At 56.6% G+C, this 18,081-nt stretch carries 15 protein-coding genes; 5 read left to right on the top strand and 10 right to left on the bottom strand.

From position 1 onward, the window contains the following. Positions 1–32: 32 nt before the first annotated feature. From rraA to priA, 7 genes are all read right to left on the bottom strand, one after another. Positions 33–518 carry a ribonuclease E activity regulator RraA gene (rraA, locus tag AM379_RS07470; protein ID WP_014172197.1) on the bottom strand — a complete coding sequence of 162 codons (486 nt, stop codon included), beginning with the start codon at positions 516–518 and terminating at the stop codon, positions 33–35. 92 nt (positions 519–610) lie between these two features. After that, complete coding sequence (gene menA, locus AM379_RS07465) at positions 611–1,531, bottom strand: 1,4-dihydroxy-2-naphthoate polyprenyltransferase (RefSeq protein ID WP_014172196.1); 921 nt, start codon at positions 1,529–1,531, stop codon at positions 611–613. Positions 1,532–1,599: 68 nt separating this feature from the next. Continuing rightward, the gene (gene hslU / locus AM379_RS07460; RefSeq protein WP_014172195.1) at positions 1,600–2,931 is read right to left on the bottom strand and encodes an HslU--HslV peptidase ATPase subunit; all 1,332 of its coding nucleotides are present in this window, start codon (positions 2,929–2,931) and stop codon (positions 1,600–1,602) included. 9 nt (positions 2,932–2,940) lie between these two features. After that, positions 2,941–3,471, bottom strand: a complete 531-nt coding sequence (gene hslV, locus AM379_RS07455; protein ID WP_014172194.1) for an ATP-dependent protease subunit HslV — start codon at positions 3,469–3,471, stop codon at positions 2,941–2,943. A 94-nt stretch (positions 3,472–3,565) separates the two neighbouring features. Continuing rightward, on the bottom strand, positions 3,566–4,576 hold the full coding sequence (ftsN, locus tag AM379_RS07450) for a cell division protein FtsN (RefSeq protein ID WP_047356277.1): 1,011 nt from the start codon (positions 4,574–4,576) through the stop codon (positions 3,566–3,568). A 93-nt stretch (positions 4,577–4,669) separates the two neighbouring features. Further along, positions 4,670–5,695: a DNA-binding transcriptional regulator CytR gene (gene cytR, locus AM379_RS07445; protein WP_020883949.1), complete on the bottom strand. Its 1,026-nt coding sequence runs from the start codon at positions 5,693–5,695 to the stop codon at positions 4,670–4,672. 119 nt (positions 5,696–5,814) lie between these two features. After that, on the bottom strand, positions 5,815–8,010 hold the full coding sequence (gene priA / locus AM379_RS07440; RefSeq protein WP_106503576.1) for a primosomal protein N': 2,196 nt from the start codon (positions 8,008–8,010) through the stop codon (positions 5,815–5,817). 200 nt (positions 8,011–8,210) lie between these two features. On the opposite strand from priA, the gene rpmE reads away from it, so the two are divergent. Beyond that, positions 8,211–8,423, top strand: coding sequence for a 50S ribosomal protein L31 (rpmE, locus tag AM379_RS07435; protein ID WP_003862040.1), 213 nt, complete (start codon positions 8,211–8,213; stop codon positions 8,421–8,423). Between the two features lie 48 nt (positions 8,424–8,471). Here the strand turns inward: rpmE and metJ are convergent, their stop codons facing one another. After that, positions 8,472–8,789 (bottom strand): met regulon transcriptional regulator MetJ, encoded by a 318-nt coding sequence (gene metJ / locus AM379_RS07430; protein WP_007369220.1) that lies wholly within the window; start codon positions 8,787–8,789, stop codon positions 8,472–8,474. A gap of 276 nt (positions 8,790–9,065) precedes the next feature. Between metJ and metB the strand changes: the two genes are divergently transcribed. From metB to katG, 4 genes are all read left to right on the top strand, one after another. Further along, positions 9,066–10,226: a cystathionine gamma-synthase gene (metB, locus tag AM379_RS07420; protein WP_014172189.1), complete on the top strand. Its 1,161-nt coding sequence runs from the start codon at positions 9,066–9,068 to the stop codon at positions 10,224–10,226. A gap of 2 nt (positions 10,227–10,228) precedes the next feature. Continuing rightward, on the top strand, positions 10,229–12,661 hold the full coding sequence (locus AM379_RS07415) for a bifunctional aspartate kinase/homoserine dehydrogenase II (protein WP_020883947.1): 2,433 nt from the start codon (positions 10,229–10,231) through the stop codon (positions 12,659–12,661). A gap of 226 nt (positions 12,662–12,887) precedes the next feature. Then, positions 12,888–13,778: a methylenetetrahydrofolate reductase gene (gene metF, locus AM379_RS07410; protein ID WP_014172187.1), complete on the top strand. Its 891-nt coding sequence runs from the start codon at positions 12,888–12,890 to the stop codon at positions 13,776–13,778. Between the two features lie 209 nt (positions 13,779–13,987). Beyond that, positions 13,988–16,168 carry a catalase/peroxidase HPI gene (gene katG / locus AM379_RS07405; protein ID WP_025202761.1) on the top strand — a complete coding sequence of 727 codons (2,181 nt, stop codon included), beginning with the start codon at positions 13,988–13,990 and terminating at the stop codon, positions 16,166–16,168. A 49-nt stretch (positions 16,169–16,217) separates the two neighbouring features. Here the strand turns inward: katG and gldA are convergent, their stop codons facing one another. After that, positions 16,218–17,321: a bifunctional L-1,2-propanediol dehydrogenase/glycerol dehydrogenase gene (gldA, locus tag AM379_RS07400; protein ID WP_032679239.1), complete on the bottom strand. Its 1,104-nt coding sequence runs from the start codon at positions 17,319–17,321 to the stop codon at positions 16,218–16,220. A 12-nt stretch (positions 17,322–17,333) separates the two neighbouring features. Then, positions 17,334–17,996: a fructose-6-phosphate aldolase gene (gene fsa, locus AM379_RS07395; protein WP_032679238.1), complete on the bottom strand. Its 663-nt coding sequence runs from the start codon at positions 17,994–17,996 to the stop codon at positions 17,334–17,336. Between the last annotated feature and the right edge of the window lie 85 nt (positions 17,997–18,081).

The following is an 18,081-nucleotide window of genomic DNA, read 5'->3' as shown; positions in this document are numbered from 1 at the left end:
GGGTAAGGCGTCGCCGCCACCCGGCTTTTTTATTACTCGATATCCAGCGGATCTTCGGAAAGGATAATCCCGGTGTTATCGGCATAGAGATGGTCACCGGAGAAGAAGGTCACGCCGCCGAAATTGACGCGCACGTCGCTTTCGCCGATACCTTCACCCGCAGCACCCACCGGAATGGCCGCGATAGCCTGAATGCCAATGTCCAGGTCTTCGAGATCGTCCACCTGGCGCACTGAGCCATACACCACAATGCCTTCCCACTCGTTCTGTACGGCAAGACGGGCGAGCTCAGCATCAATGAGGGCACGACGTACGGAGCCCCCGCCATCAACCAGCAGAACGCGGCCACGGCCGTTCTGTTCGAGCAGATCATAGAGCAACCCGTTATCCTCGAAACATTTCACCGTGACGATTTGTCCGCCAAACGACGACCGCCCACCAAAGTTGGAGAACAGCGGTTCAACGACGTTGACATCTTCCTGGTAGATGTCACAAAGCTCGGAGGTATCGTATTTCATAGGTTTAACGCTCAGTTGCTGCGAATGTGTTCAGTATATCGTGCTAAATGCGTTGTTGGCAAAATCATCAATTGTTAATTGATATTTGTCAGTTAACCCAGCGTCTGACTTAAGACAATCCCGATGACGAACAACAGGTTAGTCAGCAGTGCCCCTTTTACCGTACGCTCCAGCATTGGCGGCATGGCCGCAGGGCTGAGTTCACGCATGACGAATCGCGCCTGCTTAATCAGCAGCGGTGCGGCGAGTACAAACAGCCAGCCCCATATGCTGTGCAGCGAGATAACGTTAAACAGCGCCAGGCACAGCAGAGCGCCCAGCAGCAGACACGCATGATAACGGCGTGCATTAACGGGCCCCAGACGCACGGCCAGCGTGTTTTTGCCGTTCTCACGGTCGCTGTCGATATCGCGCAGGTTGTTGATGTTAAGCACCGCCGTCGCCAGCATGCCGCAGGCGGTTGCCGGCAGGAACAGGGCCGGGATCAGGGTATGTGCCTGTAAGTACCCGCTCCCCATCACGCTCAGCCAGCCGAAGAACACCAGCACGGAGATATCACCCAGCCCAATATACCCGTAAGGGCGGGTACCGACGGTATAGGTAATGGCGGCAATAATGGCGAGCAAACCCAGTACCAGGAAACCAATGAAATCGCTGGGGGTTTTAGACGCGACCGTTACCAGCGCCAGGCCGGAAAGACAAATCAGCGCCACGGTGATGATCAGCGCGCGCTTCATCTGCGCCTGGGTAATGACCCCTTTCTGCATACCGCGCAGTGGCCCGATACGGTCGGGTTTGTCGCTGCCTTTAACCGCATCGCCATAGTCGTTGGCGAGATTGGAGAGAATTTGCAGCAGACCGGCGGTAATCAGTGCCAGCCCGGCAACCAGCGGATCGAAATAGCCTTGCCACCAGGCAAGCGCCGTACCGACGATAATGGCGGCAAAGGCCAGAGGAAGAGTTTTAGGGCGCAGACTTTCGAGCCACGCCTGAGTACGGCTGATGTCAGTCATAGTAATTTAGCCAATAAAAATGGGGGCATTAGCCCCCATTAAACGTGATGAGAATGCAGTAACCGCGATTATAGGATAAAACGGCTCAGATCTTCATCTGCCACTAACGCATCCAGGTGTTTACCCACATATTCTGCGTCAATGGTAATGCTTTGACCGTTCAGGTCGCTCGCATCATAAGAGATATCTTCCATCAGGCGCTCCAGCACGGTGTGCAGACGACGAGCACCGATGTTCTCGGTGGTTTCGTTGACCTGCCAGGCGGCCTGGGCGATGCGTTTGATACCGTCTTCAGTGAACTCGATGTTCACACCTTCGGTTGCCATCAGCGCTTTGTACTGTACGGTCACAGAGGCATTTGGCTCGGTCAGGATGCGTTCGAAATCTTCAGTGGTCAGCGCCTGCAGCTCCACGCGAATCGGCAGACGACCCTGCAGCTCTGGGATCAGGTCAGACGGTTTCGCCACCTGGAATGCGCCAGAGGCGATAAACAGGATGTGGTCCGTTTTGACCATACCGTGTTTGGTGGAGACGGTGCAGCCTTCAACCAGCGGCAGCAGGTCGCGCTGAACGCCTTCACGGGAGACATCCGGGCCTGAGGATTCGCCACGCTTACAGATTTTGTCGATTTCGTCGATAAACACGATACCGTGCTGCTCAACCGCGTCGATAGCATCCTGCTTCAGCTCTTCCGGGTTCACCAGTTTCGCCGCTTCTTCTTCGATCAGCAGCTTCATCGCGTCTTTGATTTTCAGCTTACGCGCTTTCTGCTTCTGGCCGCCCAGGTTCTGGAACATGGACTGCAGCTGGCTGGTCATCTCTTCCATGCCAGGCGGTGCCATGATTTCCACACCCATAGGGGCAGCAGCAAGATCGATCTCAATCTCTTTGTCGTCCAGCTCGCCTTCACGCAGTTTTTTGCGGAACGCCTGACGCGCCGCTGACGGCTCAGCCTGCTGTTCAGCCTGGCCCCAGTTGTTTTTCGCCGGTGGGATCAGGACGTCAAGAATGCGCTCTTCCGCCATCTCTTCGGCACGGTAGCGGTTTTTCTCAATCGCCTGGACGCGCACCATTTTGATCGCCGAGTCGGTCAGATCGCGAATGATGGAGTCCACTTCTTTACCCACATAGCCCACTTCGGTGAACTTGGTGGCTTCGACTTTGATGAACGGGGCGTTAGCCAGTTTCGCCAGACGACGGGCGATTTCGGTTTTACCGACACCGGTCGGGCCGATCATCAGAATGTTTTTTGGCGTCACTTCATGGCGCAGCTCTTCTTCGAGCTGCATGCGGCGCCAGCGGTTACGCAGGGCAATAGCCACGGAACGCTTGGCGTTGTCCTGGCCGATAATATGTTTGTCCAGTTCGCTGACAATTTCGCGTGGGGTCATTTCAGACATGGGAGATCCTTACGCTTTAGACGGTAATTCTTCGATGGTGTGGTTGTGGTTGGTATAGATGCAGATATCACCTGCAATATCCAACGCCTTCACCGCGATATCGCGCGCGTTCATGTCGGTATTTTCCAACAGCGCACGGGCTGCAGCCTGGGCGTACGGGCCACCAGAGCCAATAGCAATCAGATCGTTTTCAGGCTGAATGACGTCACCGTTACCGGTGATGATAAGCGAAGCGGTTTCATCGGCCACCGCCAGCAGCGCTTCAAGTTTGCGCAGCATGCGATCGGTACGCCAGTCTTTCGCCAGCTCAACGGCGGCTTTCACCAGGTGACCCTGGTGCATTTCCAGTTTGCGTTCAAACAGTTCGAACAGCGTGAAGGCGTCAGCCGTGCCGCCTGCAAAACCGGCGATCACTTTGTCGTTGTATAAACGACGAACTTTCTTCACGTTGCCTTTCATTACGGTATTACCCAGCGTGGCCTGGCCATCACCGGCGATTACCACGTGGCCGTTACGGCGTACACTTACTATTGTTGTCACGAGCAGACCCCCTGGTTACAGAATCGGGAAACAGAAGCCCTGAGCCTGTGCTCAGGGCTGAATAGAATGATAGATGGGGGGGAATTTGGGGGTTTCAACCCCCGGTAGCGAGTCGAATGCAGTTTGTGTGTCCCGCCACTTTCAAACGGGAAATGGTTCCGTCAGCATTTTCTTTGCCTTTGACCGGGCCAATCACCACGCGATTCCAGCCGTTATTGGTGGTAATGCGTGAATCAAATCCTTCAAAAGCCAGCTGTGCGCGCACCGTTTCCGCCTGCTCAGCACCTTTGAATGAACCACATTGGACCATCCAGCGGCGTTCGTCTTTTTTCTCAGCAGTCTGCTTCGGCGCATCGGTCTCTTTAGTTACCGGTGCGGCCTGCTGCGTTTTCGGCTGCTGCGCAGTGGTATGCGCCGGCGTCTGCAGCAGATCCTGGTACGGCTGAGCCGCCTGTTTCTGCGGCTGGGCCTTCGGCGGTTGCTGCACTGGCTGGGACTGCGCCGTTCGCGTTTGCTGCTGATACGGCTGTTCCGTCACCCGCGGCTGCGTTTTAGGCTGCTGCACTGGCTGGGTTTGCGCCCACTGCTGTTGTTGCTGTTGTTGCTGCTGTTGCTGTTGGAGCTGCTGCTGCGCCTGACGACGCTGCAGCGTTTGCTGGCGCTGTTCCGGCGTCTGCTCGTTCCACGGCACTTCGTTCAGCTGCGTAGGCTGCTGGCGCATATCGGCCTGCATTTGTGCCAGCAACTGACGCTGTTCATCCGTCAACTGGCTGGCATTTTGCACTTCACCACCCGCTGAAGGTTCGGTCGGCGCACGTACGCCAGGCTGACGGCTTTCCAGCTCTTTGATATAGCGCCAGCGCTCTTCAGGCTTCGGCGGGAGGCCGTTTCCGGCAACCTTGCTGGCCTGAAGCGCCTCGGACTCTTCTTTTTTATGGTGCGTGATAAAGTACAGACCACCAATAAAGGCCACGACTACAGCCGCAGCAATAGCGACCATCGCTGGCGAGACAGCAGGCAGGTTACGTTGCTTTTTCCTTGAGCTACTCTTTTTGCGTCGCGAAGGTGCCGGCTGGCCGCGACGTACATAATCTCGTTGTGCCACTATCGTTTCGCTGTATTTATTCGTTCGTCAGCCCGCCATGTTACTTAAGCGGCGGGGCTTTGACCAGATAAGGGTGTCTGAAAGACATTTACTTTAAGTCAATGCCTGGGTAGAACCGCGCACAATCAATTCACAGTCCAGCAACCGCGAGCCGCTGTTAACTGTTTGACCATGCAGCTGATCCAGCAGAAGAAGCATCGCTTCACGCCCAATATCATAGCGCGGCTGCGCCACGGTCGAGAGTGGAGGATCGCAAAATTCTGACAGCGAAATATTATCGAATCCGATGATCGACAAATCTTTCGGTATGCGCAGGCCGCGGCGCTTCGCATACGATAATGCCCCCAGTGCCATCACATCGCTGTGACAGAACACCGCGGTCGGCGGCTCGGGCAGATCCAGCAGCTTCTCCAGCGCCTGTCCACCGGCTTCAAAGGTGAAATCCCCGCGAGCAATGTAGTGCGGATCGACGGTGACGCCGGTACGGCGCAGCGCCTGAACGTAGCCCTGCAGGCGGTAGTGGCACAATGGCATCTCTTCCGGCCCGGCAATGCAGCCAATACGCTTGTGCCCCAGCTCCTGAAGATAGTTGACGGCGTTGAACGCGGCGGTCAGGTTATCAATATGTACCGTCGGCAGCTCCAGCTCGGGTGCAAACTCGTTGGCCATCACCATCGGCGGTAAATTGCGCTGCTCTTCAATGCTGGCATCAAACGGCAGGCGAGACCCAAGCAGCAACATGCCGTCGATCTGCTTGGTGATAATGAGGTCGATAAAGGTTTTTTCCTGCTGGTTCTGGTGAGCACAGTCGCCAATCAGCACCAGATAACCTTGTTCTGCCGCCGTCACTTCGATACCGCGAATAATCTCGCTGAAGAAGGGATCGCAGATGTCCGGCACAATCACCAGGATGGTGCGCGACTCATTGCGTTTAACGTTTCGTCCCATCGCCTGCGGGAAATAGCCCACTTCCAGCGCAGCCTGCTCTACCCGGTTACGGGTCGCCTGGGAGACTTTATCCGGGTTCATTAATGCGCGGGACACGGTTGCCGTAGAGACTTGTGCTTTCTGGGCAACGTCTTTCATGGTCGCCGTGGCAACCTCTTTCCTGGACTTCAACGTCTTCTCCTCGCCTGAACACCGAACTTCTGACGCCACCATTTTTACAGATAGTTAATGGAATCGGTTACAGAATTTTCATAAAAAGTGTGAGGAGCGTTAAATTTTTCGATCCGTCTTCAGCCTTCGATAGGATCAACGTCCAGCACCCACTTCACTTTGCGCGCTTCCGGTAGGGTATTGATCAGCACCAGCGCGCCGCTGACGATATGTTGCAGGCGGATGCGCGAAGGGTGCTGGAGCAAAATCTGCCAGCGGAAACGTCCACCACGCTTTGGTGCCAGCGCCGGCACCGGCCCCAGTATCCACAGCGGGTTATCCACCAGCGGACTGGCCTGCAGGAGGTTTCTCAACTGCTGCAGGAAAAGCGGTGCCTGCTGGTTGTTGTGATCTTCTGCGCGAATGATGACGTGGCTGGTCCACGGCGGAAGCTGCATCGTCTGGCGTTCTGCCAGCGCCTGCTCCGCAAACGCGTCATAGCCTTTATGCAGCAGGGTTTGCAGTAACGGATGTTCAGGATGGTGGGTCTGTAAAACCACCTCACCCTGTTTGCCTGCGCGACCGGCACGTCCGGCAACCTGGGTATAAAGCTGGGCAAAACGTTCTGCTGAGCGAAAATCGGCCGAAAACAGCGCGCCGTCTACGTCCAGCAGGGCGACCAGCGTTACGTCCGGGAAGTGGTGCCCTTTGGCCAGCATCTGCGTGCCAATCAGAATGCGTGCGCCACCGCGATGCACTTCCGCCAGCTGCTGTTCCAGCGCCCCTTTGCGGCTGGTGGTGTCACGGTCGATGCGGGAAAGAGGAACGTCAGGGAAGAAAGGCTTAAGGGCCTCCTCCAGTTGCTCCGTCCCCAGACCGACCGGCACGATATGCGTTGAGCCACATGACGGACACTGGCGTGGTACCGGCCGCTGGCTGTCGCAGTGGTGGCAGCGCAAATGGCGCTGGGCCTGATGGAACGTGTAGTAGTGGTCGCAGCGCGGGCATTCGGCAATCCAGCCGCAGTCGTGACACAGCAGCGCCGGGGCAAACCCGCGGCGGTTAAGGAACAAAATGACCTGATTACCGGCCTGCAAATGCTGGCGCATCCGGGTGATAAGCGCAGGCGCTAACCCCGCCTGCACCTGCTGGCCTTTTAGATCCAGCACATGCTGAATAGCAGGGCGTGCGTTCCCTGCGCGCCGCGTCAGGCGCAGCATGTGGTATTTACGCTGGCGAACGTTATGCAGCGTTTCGAGGGCGGGCGTCGCGGAGCCAAGAATAATCGGGATTTGCTCGCTATGGGCGCGATAAACGGCCAGATCGCGGGCGTGATAGCGCCAGCCTTCCTGTTGCTTATAGGAGCTGTCATGCTCTTCATCGATGACGATAACGCCGAGGTTTTTAAACGGCGTAAACAGCGAGGAACGGGTGCCAATCACAATCGCCGCTTCGCCGTTTTTGGCTTTCAGCCAGGCGCTGAGGCGCTCGCTGTCGTTCAGGCCCGAGTGTAACACTTCAACCGGCGCATTAAACCGCTCGCGAAAACGGGCGATGGTTTGTGGCGTGAGGCCGATTTCCGGAACCATCACCAGCGCCTGTTTACCCTGCGCAAGCACGTTTTCCAGTACGCTGAGATACACTTCTGTTTTGCCGGAGCCGGTGACCCCTGCCAGTAGCCAGGCGGAGAAATGATCGGAGGCGCTGTGAATGGCTCCTACGGCGGTGGCCTGCTCGGTGTTGAGTCGCAGACGATCCCCTGAAACGGAGAAACTGTCCCGCCAGTCATAAAGGGCAGGCGCCTCGCTTGCCAGTTCGCTCAGCCCTTTTTTGCGCAGGGCCTGTAGCGCCGTTTCACTCACCTCAAGCTCGTCAACCTGATGTCGCCAGATTTTTCCCTGACGCAGGGCCGCCAGCGCCTGCTGCTGTTTCTGCGAGCGTTTCAGGCTATTGATATCGACCGCCTGGCCCTCTTCAGTGGCAAACCAGTACCAGAGGGGAGCGTGGCTGGCACTTTTACCCTGACGAAGCATAATAGGCAGGGCGTGGAACAGGACATCGCCGATAGGGTGATGGTAGTAATCTGCCGCCCACAGCAGGAGCCGCCAGATGCTGGTGGAGAAAACGGGCTCGCTGTCCAGTACCTCTGCGACGGCTTTCAGCTCATTGAGTGGCAATTCGCTCTTATCGCTCACCGACACCACAATCCCAATACGCTGCTGTTTGCCAAATGGCACGGTCACGCGACAGCCCGCTTTGGCGCTCATGCTGTCAGGCAGCAGATAGTCAAAGGTGCGGGGAAGCGGAACGGGCAGGGCAACGTGAGCGACGGGCATCGAATCTTCCTGACTTGAAAAGTGGCGCGTTAGTATACACATTAGTGAAAGCGGCGTGCGGATCAGTTTGCATACGTTGGTCAAATTCTGTATGATTCGCCGCCTTTGGTGTACTTTACGCCAAAGAACTTACATTCAACATCGCGTGGTGTCTGGCGTTAGGGCTGGAAGAGCGACGCGGCCTTAACTGAGGTTCTCCCATGAAAAAAGATATTCACCCGAAATACGAAATGATTACTGCAAACTGTTCTTGCGGTAACTCTATCCAGATCCGCTCTACCGTGGGTCACGATCTGAACCTGGACGTGTGCGGCAAATGCCACCCGTTCTACACTGGTAAGCAGCGTGATGTTGCAACCGGTGGCCGTGTTGACCGCTTCAACAAGCGTTTCAGCATCCCGGGCGCTAAGTAAGTTTCCCGAAAAAAAGGCACCGCAAGGTGCCTTTTTTGTATCCGCTTCTCAGTATTCCCACGTATCCGGGTCGATACCCAGTTCACGCATGATCACCTTCGCCTCTTCCGGAATTTCATCACTACGCTCTTTGCGCAGATCTTCATCGTTTGGCAACGGTTGACCGGTAAACGCATGCAGAAACGCTTCGCACAGCAGTTCGCTGTTGGTTGCGTGGCGCAGGTTGTTCACCTGACGACGCGTACGTTCATCGGTGAGGATCTTCAACACCTTCAGAGGAATGGAAACCGTAATTTTCTTTACTTGCTCACTCTTCTTACCGTGCTCAGCGTATGGGCTGATATATTCGCCGCTCCATTCAGCCATGAGATACCTTTAATCCTCTCAGTCATTAATCTAAAGGTGCAAAACCCGTCATCGCCAGTTTTGACCGTAATCCAGCGTAGTTTACCGTAGAGACGATACCGTGGCACGGATATTGCCGCTGCAGCGTGCACTAAAGCATATAATTTTAACGGCTATTTGCGCATTGCTCAATCTATACGCAAAGAAGTTTAGATGTCCAGATGTATTGACGTCCATACTTTCAGTGTTTACTCTGGTGCCTGACTTTTCACCTCTTTTAGCCAGGAAGCCTTCACCATGACGCGTAAACAGGCCACCATCGCAGTGCGTAGCGGATTAAATGATGACGAGCAGTACGGCTGTGTTGTCCCGCCAATTCATCTTTCCAGTACTTACAATTTTACCGGTTTTAATGAACCCCGTGCGCATGACTACTCCCGTCGCGGCAATCCGACGCGTGACGTAACCCAGCGCACGCTGGCGGAGCTGGAAGGCGGAGCAGGCGCCGTGTTAACCAACACCGGGATGTCTGCGATTCACCTGGTGACGACGGTATTTCTGAAGCCGGGCGACCTGCTGGTGGCACCGCACGACTGTTACGGTGGTAGCTATCGTCTGTTTGACAGCCTCGCAAAACGCGGGTGCTACCGCGTGCTGTTTGTCGATCAAAACGACGAACAGGCGCTGAAACAGGCGCTGGCAGAGAAACCGAAGCTGGTGCTGGTGGAAAGTCCAAGCAATCCATTGTTGCGCGTCGTCGATATTGCGAAAATTTGTCAGCGCGCAAGGGATGCGGGAGCGATAAGTGTAGTGGATAATACCTTCCTCAGTCCGGCCCTTCAGAACCCGCTTGCGCTGGGTGCCGATCTGGTATTGCATTCATGCACAAAATATCTGAACGGTCATTCTGATGTGGTAGCGGGCGTGGTGATTGCAAAAGATCCCGACGTTGTCACCGAACTGGCATGGTGGGCCAATAACATTGGCGTCACTGCGAGCGCTTTCGACAGCTACCTGTTGTTGCGCGGTATCCGCACGCTGTCGCCGCGCATGGAAGTGGCGCAGCGCAATGCTCAGGCGATTGTCGATTTCCTGAAGACCCAGCCGCTGGTGAAAAAGCTCTATCACCCGTCGCTGCCGGAAAACCAGGGGCACGAGATTGCCGCGCGTCAACAAAAGGGATTTGGCGCGATGTTAAGTTTTGAACTGGACGGTGACGAGCAAACGCTGCGTCGCTTCCTGAGCGGGCTGTCATTGTTTACGCTGGCGGAATCATTAGGTGGGGTTGAAAGCTTGATCTCCCACGCCGCGACCATGACGCACGCAGGTATGGCACCAGAAGCACGTGCCGCCGCCGGTATTTCTGAGACGCTGCTGCGTATCTCGACCGGTATTGAAGATTCTGAAGATTTAATTGCCGATCTGGAAAATGGCTTCCGGGTCGCAGCCAAGGGGTAATCATGAGTGTGATAGCGCAGGCAGGGGCGAAGGGTCGTCAACTGCACAAGTTTGGTGGTAGTAGTCTTGCTGATGTGAAGTGTTACCTGCGTGTCGCAGGGATCATGACAGAGTATTCGCAGCCGGGGGACATGATGGTTGTCTCCGCGGCTGGCAGCACCACCAACCAGTTGATTAGCTGGCTCAAACTGAGTCAGACCGATCGCCTCTCTGCGCATCAGGTGCAACAGTCCTTACGTCGTTACCAGAGTGAGCTGATTGCCGGCTTACTGCCTGCGGACGTCGCGGACGGATTGATTAGCGCCTTTACGCATGACCTTGAGCGTCTGGCTGCCCTGCTGGACAGCGGTATTACCGACGCGGTGTATGCCGAGGTGGTCGGCCACGGTGAAGTGTGGTCTGCGCGCCTGATGGCGGCCGTGCTGCAACACCTGGGCGTGGATGCGGCCTGGCTTGACGCGCGTGACTTCCTGCGCGCCGAACGCGCCGCTCAGCCGCAGGTGGATGAAGGTTTGTCATATCCGCTGCTGCAACAGCTGCTGGTTCAGCATCCGGGCAAACGTATTGTGGTGACCGGCTTTATCAGCCGCAGCAGTGCCGGTGAAACCGTGCTGCTGGGACGTAACGGCTCTGACTACTCAGCGACGCAAATTGGTGCGCTGGCAGGCGTTTCCCGCGTCACCATCTGGAGCGACGTGGCCGGTGTCTACAGTGCTGACCCGCGTAAAGTGAAAGATGCCTGCCTGCTGCCGCTGCTGCGTCTGGACGAGGCCAGCGAGCTGGCACGCCTGGCGGCACCGGTTCTGCATGCGCGTACGCTACAGCCGGTTTCCGGGAGCGACATCGACCTGCAGCTGCGCTGTAGTTACACCCCGGATCAAGGCTCTACCCGTATCGAACGCGTCCTGGCGTCCGGTACGGGGGCGCGAATTGTGACCAGCCATGACGACATCTGCCTGATTGAGTTCCAGGTCCCGGCGGGCCAGGATTTCAAACTGGCACACAAAGACATCGACCTGATCCTCAAACGCGCCCAGGTGCGTCCGCTCGCCGTTGGCGTGCATAACGATCGCCAGCTGCTGCAGTTCTGCTACACCGCTGAAGTGGCGGACAGCGCCCTGAAAATTCTTGATGAAGCGGGCCTGCCGGGCGAGCTTCGCCTGCGTCAGGGTCTGGCGCTGGTGGCGATGGTGGGGGCGGGCGTTACCCGCAACCCGCTGCACTGCCACCGTTTCTGGCAGCAGCTGAAAGGCCAGCCGGTTGAATTCACCTGGCAGTCGGAAGAGGGCATCAGCCTGGTGGCCGTACTGCGTAAAGGACCCACCGAGAGTCTGATTCAGGGGCTGCATACCTCTCTGTTCCGTGCGGAGAAACGCATTGGACTGGTGCTGTTTGGCAAAGGAAACATCGGCTCACGCTGGCTGGAGCTGTTCGCTCGCGAGCAGGTGACCCTCTCAGCGCGTACCGGGTTTGAATTTATTCTCGCGGGCGTGGTGGACAGCCGCCGCAGCCTGTTGAACTACGAAGGGCTGGACGCCAGCCGGGCGCTGGCCTTCTTTAACGATGAAGCGGTTGAACAGGACGAAGAGTCGCTGTTCCTCTGGATGCGCGCGCACCCGTATGACGATCTGGTGGTACTGGACGTGACCGCCAGTGAACAGCTTGCCGATCAGTATCTTGATTTCGCCAGCCACGGTTTCCATGTTATTAGCGCCAATAAGCTGGCGGGGGCGAGCAGCACGGACAAGTACCGTCAAATCCACGACGCGTTTGAAAAGACAGGCCGTCACTGGCTGTATAACGCCACGGTGGGCGCTGGCTTGCCGGTTAACCATACCGTGCGTGATTTGATTGAAAGCGGCGACAGCATTCTGGCGCTGAGTGGCATCTTCTCCGGCACGCTCTCCTGGCTGTTCCTGCAGTTTGATGGCACCGTACCGTTCACTGACCTGGTGGATCAGGCATGGCAGCAGGGCTTAACGGAGCCTGACCCACGCGTTGACCTCTCCGGTAAAGACGTTATGCGTAAGCTGGTGATCCTGGCGCGTGAAGCCGGTTATGACATCGAACCTGATGCCGTCCGCGTTGAGTCGCTGGTGCCTGCTGGCTGTGAGGACGACTCTGTCGACCATTTCTTCGAGAACGGCGAAGAGCTGAACGAGCAGATGGTGCAACGTCTGGAAGCGGCAAACGAGATGGGCCTGGTGCTGCGCTACGTGGCGCGTTTCGAAGCGAACGGAAAAGCACGTGTGGGTGTCGAGGCGGTTCGTCCTGAACATCCGCTGGCGGCACTGCTGCCGTGCGATAATGTTTTCGCCATTGAAAGCCGCTGGTACCGTGATAACCCACTGGTGATCCGTGGCCCGGGTGCGGGGCGCGATGTGACCGCCGGGGCCATCCAGTCCGACATCAACCGTCTGGCTAAACTGCTGTAATCTTTCTTGTTCCCTCTCCCGGTGGGAGAGGGACAGAGTGAGGGCATCAGACCGCACTCACCCGCCATCATGAACTCCCTTCATCTTCCCTGAGCATTCCTCACCATTCCTGGCGATTATTTCTGTTGACGTCCCTCCGCTTTTCCGTCATTTTTACATCTGGACGTCTAAACGTATAGAAGTTCGAAACACAACACACAATGACACGCGATTGATGAGGTAAGGTATGAGCTTTTTTCACGCCAACCAGCGGGAAGCCCTGAATCAGAGCCTGGCCGAAGTAAATGGTCAGATTAACGTCTCTTTTGAATTTTTCCCGCCGCGCACCAGTGAAATGGAGCAAACCCTCTGGAGCTCTATCGATCGCCTGAGCAGCCTGAAACCGAAGTTTGTCTCCGTCACCTACGGTGCCAACTCCGGTGAGCGTGACCGTACGCACAGCATCATTAAAGGCATTAAGGACCGTACGGGTCTGGAAGCGGCTCCGCACCTGACCTGTATCGACGCGACGCGCGATGAGCTGCGTGCCATTGCCCAGGACTACTGGAACAACGGTATTCGCCATATCGTCGCCCTGCGCGGTGACCTGCCGCCGGGGAGCGGTAAACCGGACATGTACGCCACCGATCTGGTCGCGCTGCTGAAAGAGGTCGCAGACTTCGACATTTCCGTTGCTGCTTATCCTGAAGTTCACCCGGAAGCGAAAAGCGCCCAGGCGGATCTGCTTAACCTGAAGCGTAAAGTGGACGCCGGTGCGAACCGCGCCATTACCCAGTTCTTCTTTGATGTGGAAAGCTACCTGCGCTTTCGTGACCGCTGTGTGTCCGCGGGCATAGACGTCGAAATTATCCCGGGAATTTTGCCGGTCTCTAACTTCAAACAGGCGAAGAAATTTGCCGATATGACCAATGTGCGCATTCCGCACTGGATGTCTAAAATGTACGAAGGGCTGGACGATGATCCGGAAACACGCAAGCTGGTGGGCGCAAACATCGCGATGGACATGGTGAAGATCTTGAGTCGTGAAGGAGTGAAGGATTTCCACTTCTATACGCTCAACCGCGCGGAAATGAGTTACGCCATTTGCCATACGCTGGGTGTTCGGCCTGGCGCATAATAAATAGAAGCCCTCTTCGGAGGGTTTTTTGATTTATAAGGGTTTTATTTCCCCGCCATATCAGCAATGCTGCCTTTGACGTACAGAACGCACATACTTTCAATGGGAAATTAAACGGAATTAACTATCGAATCTGTGGGTTATCTCAACTATACCTTATCAACAAGGGCGTATATCGTAACGGTAACACTGTAAAAGGGAGCATAGCGATGAGCACGTCAGACGACAGCAATAATGCGGCATCAATCGGCAAGTGCCCGTTCCATCAGGGCAGCGTCGATCACAGCGCGGGGGCAGGCACAGGCAGCCGCGACTGGTGGCCAAAACAACTCCGCGTCGATCTTCTTAATCAACATTCCAACCGTTCTAACCCTCTGGGTGAAGACTTTGACTACCGCAAAGAATTCAGCAAACTTGATTACTCAGCGCTCAAGGGCGATCTCAAAGCACTTCTGACCGACTCTCAGCCGTGGTGGCCAGCCGACTGGGGCAGCTATGCGGGCCTGTTTATCCGTATGGCCTGGCACGGCGCAGGTACCTATCGCTCCGTTGACGGTCGCGGTGGCGCAGGGCGCGGTCAACAGCGCTTTGCCCCCCTGAACTCCTGGCCAGATAACGTAAGTCTGGATAAAGCGCGCCGTCTCCTGTGGCCTATCAAGCAAAAATACGGTCAAAAAATTTCCTGGGCTGACCTCTTCATCCTTGCCGGTAACGTGGCGCTGGAGAACTCTGGTTTCCGTACCTTTGGTTTTGGGGCCGGGCGTGAAGATGTCTGGGAACCGGATATGGACGTGAACTGGGGTGATGAAAAAGCCTGGCTCACCCACCGTGACCCGGAAGCACTGGCGAAGCGCCCACTGGCAGCCACCGAAATGGGGCTGATTTACGTTAACCCGGAAGGGCCAAACGCCAGCGGTGAACCGCTGTCAGCGGCCGCGGCGATCCGTGCCACCTTTGGCAACATGGGGATGAACGACGAAGAGACCGTTGCGTTGATTGCAGGCGGTCATACCCTCGGTAAAACCCACGGTGCAGGTGAAGCGACCCATGTCGGTGCCGACCCGGAAGCCGCGCCAATTGAAGCGCAGGGTCTGGGCTGGACCAGTACGCACGGTACCGGTGTTGGCGCAGATGCGATCACCTCCGGGCTGGAAGTCATCTGGTCGCAAACGCCGACCCAGTGGAGTAACTACTTCTTCGAGAACCTGTTCAAATACGAGTGGGTGCAGACCCGCAGCCCGGCGGGTGCGATTCAGTTCGAAGCCGTGGATGCACCAGACATTATGCCTGATCCGTTCGACCCGTCGAAAAAGCGCAAACCGACGATGCTGGTCACCGATCTGACGCTGCGTTTTGACCCCGAGTTCGAGAAAATCTCCCGCCGCTTCCTGAACGATCCGCAGGCCTTTAACGAAGCCTTTGCGCGCGCGTGGTTCAAGCTGACCCACCGTGATATGGGGCCAAAAGCGCGTTACATTGGTCCGGAAGTGCCGAAAGAAGATCTCATCTGGCAGGATCCACTGCCGCAGGCGGTGTTCAACCCGACCAAAGAGGACATCGAGAGTCTGAAAGCGGAAATCATTGCCTCGGGTCTGTCCGTGAGCGACCTGGTTTCCGTTGCCTGGGCATCTGCATCGACCTTCCGCGGTGGCGATAAGCGTGGCGGCGCCAACGGTGCGCGTCTGGCACTGGCACCCCAGCGCGACTGGGAAGTTAACGCCGCAGCGGTTCGCGCGTTACCCGCCCTGGAAGCTATTCAGCGTACCACCAACAAAGCGTCACTGGCCGATATCATCGTGCTGGCAGGTGTGGTGGGTGTTGAACAGGCGGCGAAAGAGGCCGGCGTTTACGTCAATGTACCGTTCACGCCGGGCCGCGTTGATGCGCGCCAGGATCAGACGGATATCGAGATGTTTAACCTGCTCGAACCGATTGCCGATGGCTTCCGTAACTACCGTGCACAGGTTGATGCCTCCACTACCGAGTCTCTGTTGATTGATAAGGCCCAGCAGCTGACGCTCACTGCACCAGAACTGACGGTGCTGATTGGCGGTCTGCGCGTACTGGGGGCGAACTTCGATGGCAGTCAGAACGGCGTGTTCACCCATCGTGAAGGCGTGCTGAGCAACGATTTCTTCGTGAACCTGCTGGACATGAATACCCAGTGGAAAGCGACCGATGAATCAAACGAGCTGTTTGCCGGCAGCGATCGCGCCAGCGGTGAAGTGAAATACACCGCCACGCGTGCCGATCTGGTATTCGGTTCGAACGCCGTGCTGCGCGCGCTGGCCGAGGTTTACGCCAGCAGCGACGCCCATGAGAAATTCGTCCGCGACTTTGTTGCCGCTTGGGCGAAGGTGATGGATTTGGATCGGTTTGATCTGCAGTAAATACAATCCCCGCTTCGGCGGGGATTTTTTTACCATCCGGAAATACCGGTTACGCCCACTCCCGCAGGAACCGTTGCCCGTACTGATCGGCCACCAGCAGCGCCGCGTAAACCTGATCCGGTGACACCCCGCCTGGCATGTTGTGAATGGTTTCACCCTCTGCGCAGGCAGCCTCGGCAATCAGCCGCATTTTAAGCGGAATATCCTCTTTAATGTTCAGTTGTGCCAGCGTGATGGGCAAACCTACGCTGTGACACAGCGCTGCGACGGTTTCAATTTCCTCTACCGGGGCATTTTCCAGCACCAGTTGCGTCAGCGTCCCAAACGCCACTTTTTCACCGTGATAGAACGAATGTGCCTCCGGCACGGCGGTCATTCCGTTGTGAATGGCGTGCGCGGCCGCCAGTCCACCGCTTTCAAATCCAACGCCGCTCAGATAGGTATTGGCTTCAATGATGCGCTCCAGCGCCGGTGTGACCACGTGCTGCCCGGCCGCGAGCATCGCTTTCTCACCCTCTTCAATTAACGTGTTGTAGCACAACTCGGCGAGGGCTAGCGCAGCCTGGGTACATTTTCCGCCCGCCATGGTGATCGCGCCACTACGGGAACAGGCGCGCGCTTCAAACCAGGTGGCAAGGGCATCGCCTATCCCGGCGGCCAGCAGACGCGGCGGAGCGCCAGCCACCACCCGGGTGTCGACAATCACCATGTTCGGGTTATGCGGCAGCATCAGGTAGCGATCGAATTCACCGCTGTCGGTATAAATGACAGAAAGGGCGCTGCACGGGGCGTCGGTGGAGGCGATAGTCGGGGCGATGGCAACGGGCACGTCCATAAAATGCGCCAGCGCTTTGGCGGTATCCAGCGTTTTCCCGCCGCCGATACCGAGCACCGCCATACAGTCGGCGCCGTCGGCCCGTTTTTTCAGGCGATCGATTTCGTTTTGCGAACATTCGCCACCGAAGGGCGCGATTTCAGCATGAATTTCCGCTTTTTTGAAACTCTCAAGCAAGGTCTCTTGTGCAAAACCCAGCACAAACTTATCGCCCACAACCAACCAGCGTGTTGCCAGTGGTTTTAGATAGTCGCCGAGACGGGTGAGAACATCAGCGCCCTGGATATATTTCCCCGGCGATTGAATGATACGGTCCATAACAGATCTCCCTTAGAGGTTGAGGTTACCAAACGCGTTTTTCCAGTCGTGCTCAAACTTCTCTATGGCTGACTCTACCGCCGGGGTGCCGAGCATTTGTTGCGCTACATCTAAAGGAAGCGTGATTGCTTCACATCCGGCGAGCAGGCAGTCCAGCGCCTGACGTGGTGTTTTGAAGCTGGCGGCCAGCACGCTGCTTTCTGGGGCGTGCCGTTCGAGCAGGGATTGCAGCTCCTGTACCATACGAATGCCGTCCCCGCCCTGAGCGTCGACGCGGTTAACATACGGTGCGACATATTTCGCTCCCGCCAGCGCGGCCAGTAAACCCTGGGCGGCGCTGTAAACGGCCGTGCCCAACGTGGTTATGCCCTCTTTTTTCAGCATTTTTATCGCTATAAGGCCCTGCGCGGTCACCGGGATTTTCACCACGATGTCAGGAATGGCGTTACTCAGGCGTTTGGCTTCTGCCACCATCCCTTCGGCTTCACGGCTCATGGTCTGGGCAAACAGCGTACCCTGTGGCCCGATGGCGTTTTGCAGACGCGGCAGTACATTCCAGAGGGTTTCGCCGCTGGCGGCTACAATGCTCGGGTTGGTGGTGACGCCGGCAATCGGAAAAATGCGCGCCAGGCGCTCAACCTCTGCCACGTTGGCGGTATCCAGATACAGTTCCATTATTTTTCCTTAAGTCAGAAAGGTTAACCTAAGGATAAGGTGGGGCTGCTGGCCGGGGATACAGGTCAATTTTGCCAAATACTGG

The sequence above is a fragment of the Enterobacter cloacae complex sp. FDA-CDC-AR_0132 genome (assembly GCF_003010695.1).
GTDB classification, from domain to species: Bacteria; Pseudomonadota; Gammaproteobacteria; order Enterobacterales; family Enterobacteriaceae; genus Enterobacter; species Enterobacter ludwigii.
This window is presented reverse-complemented; position numbering and strand designations above follow the sequence as displayed.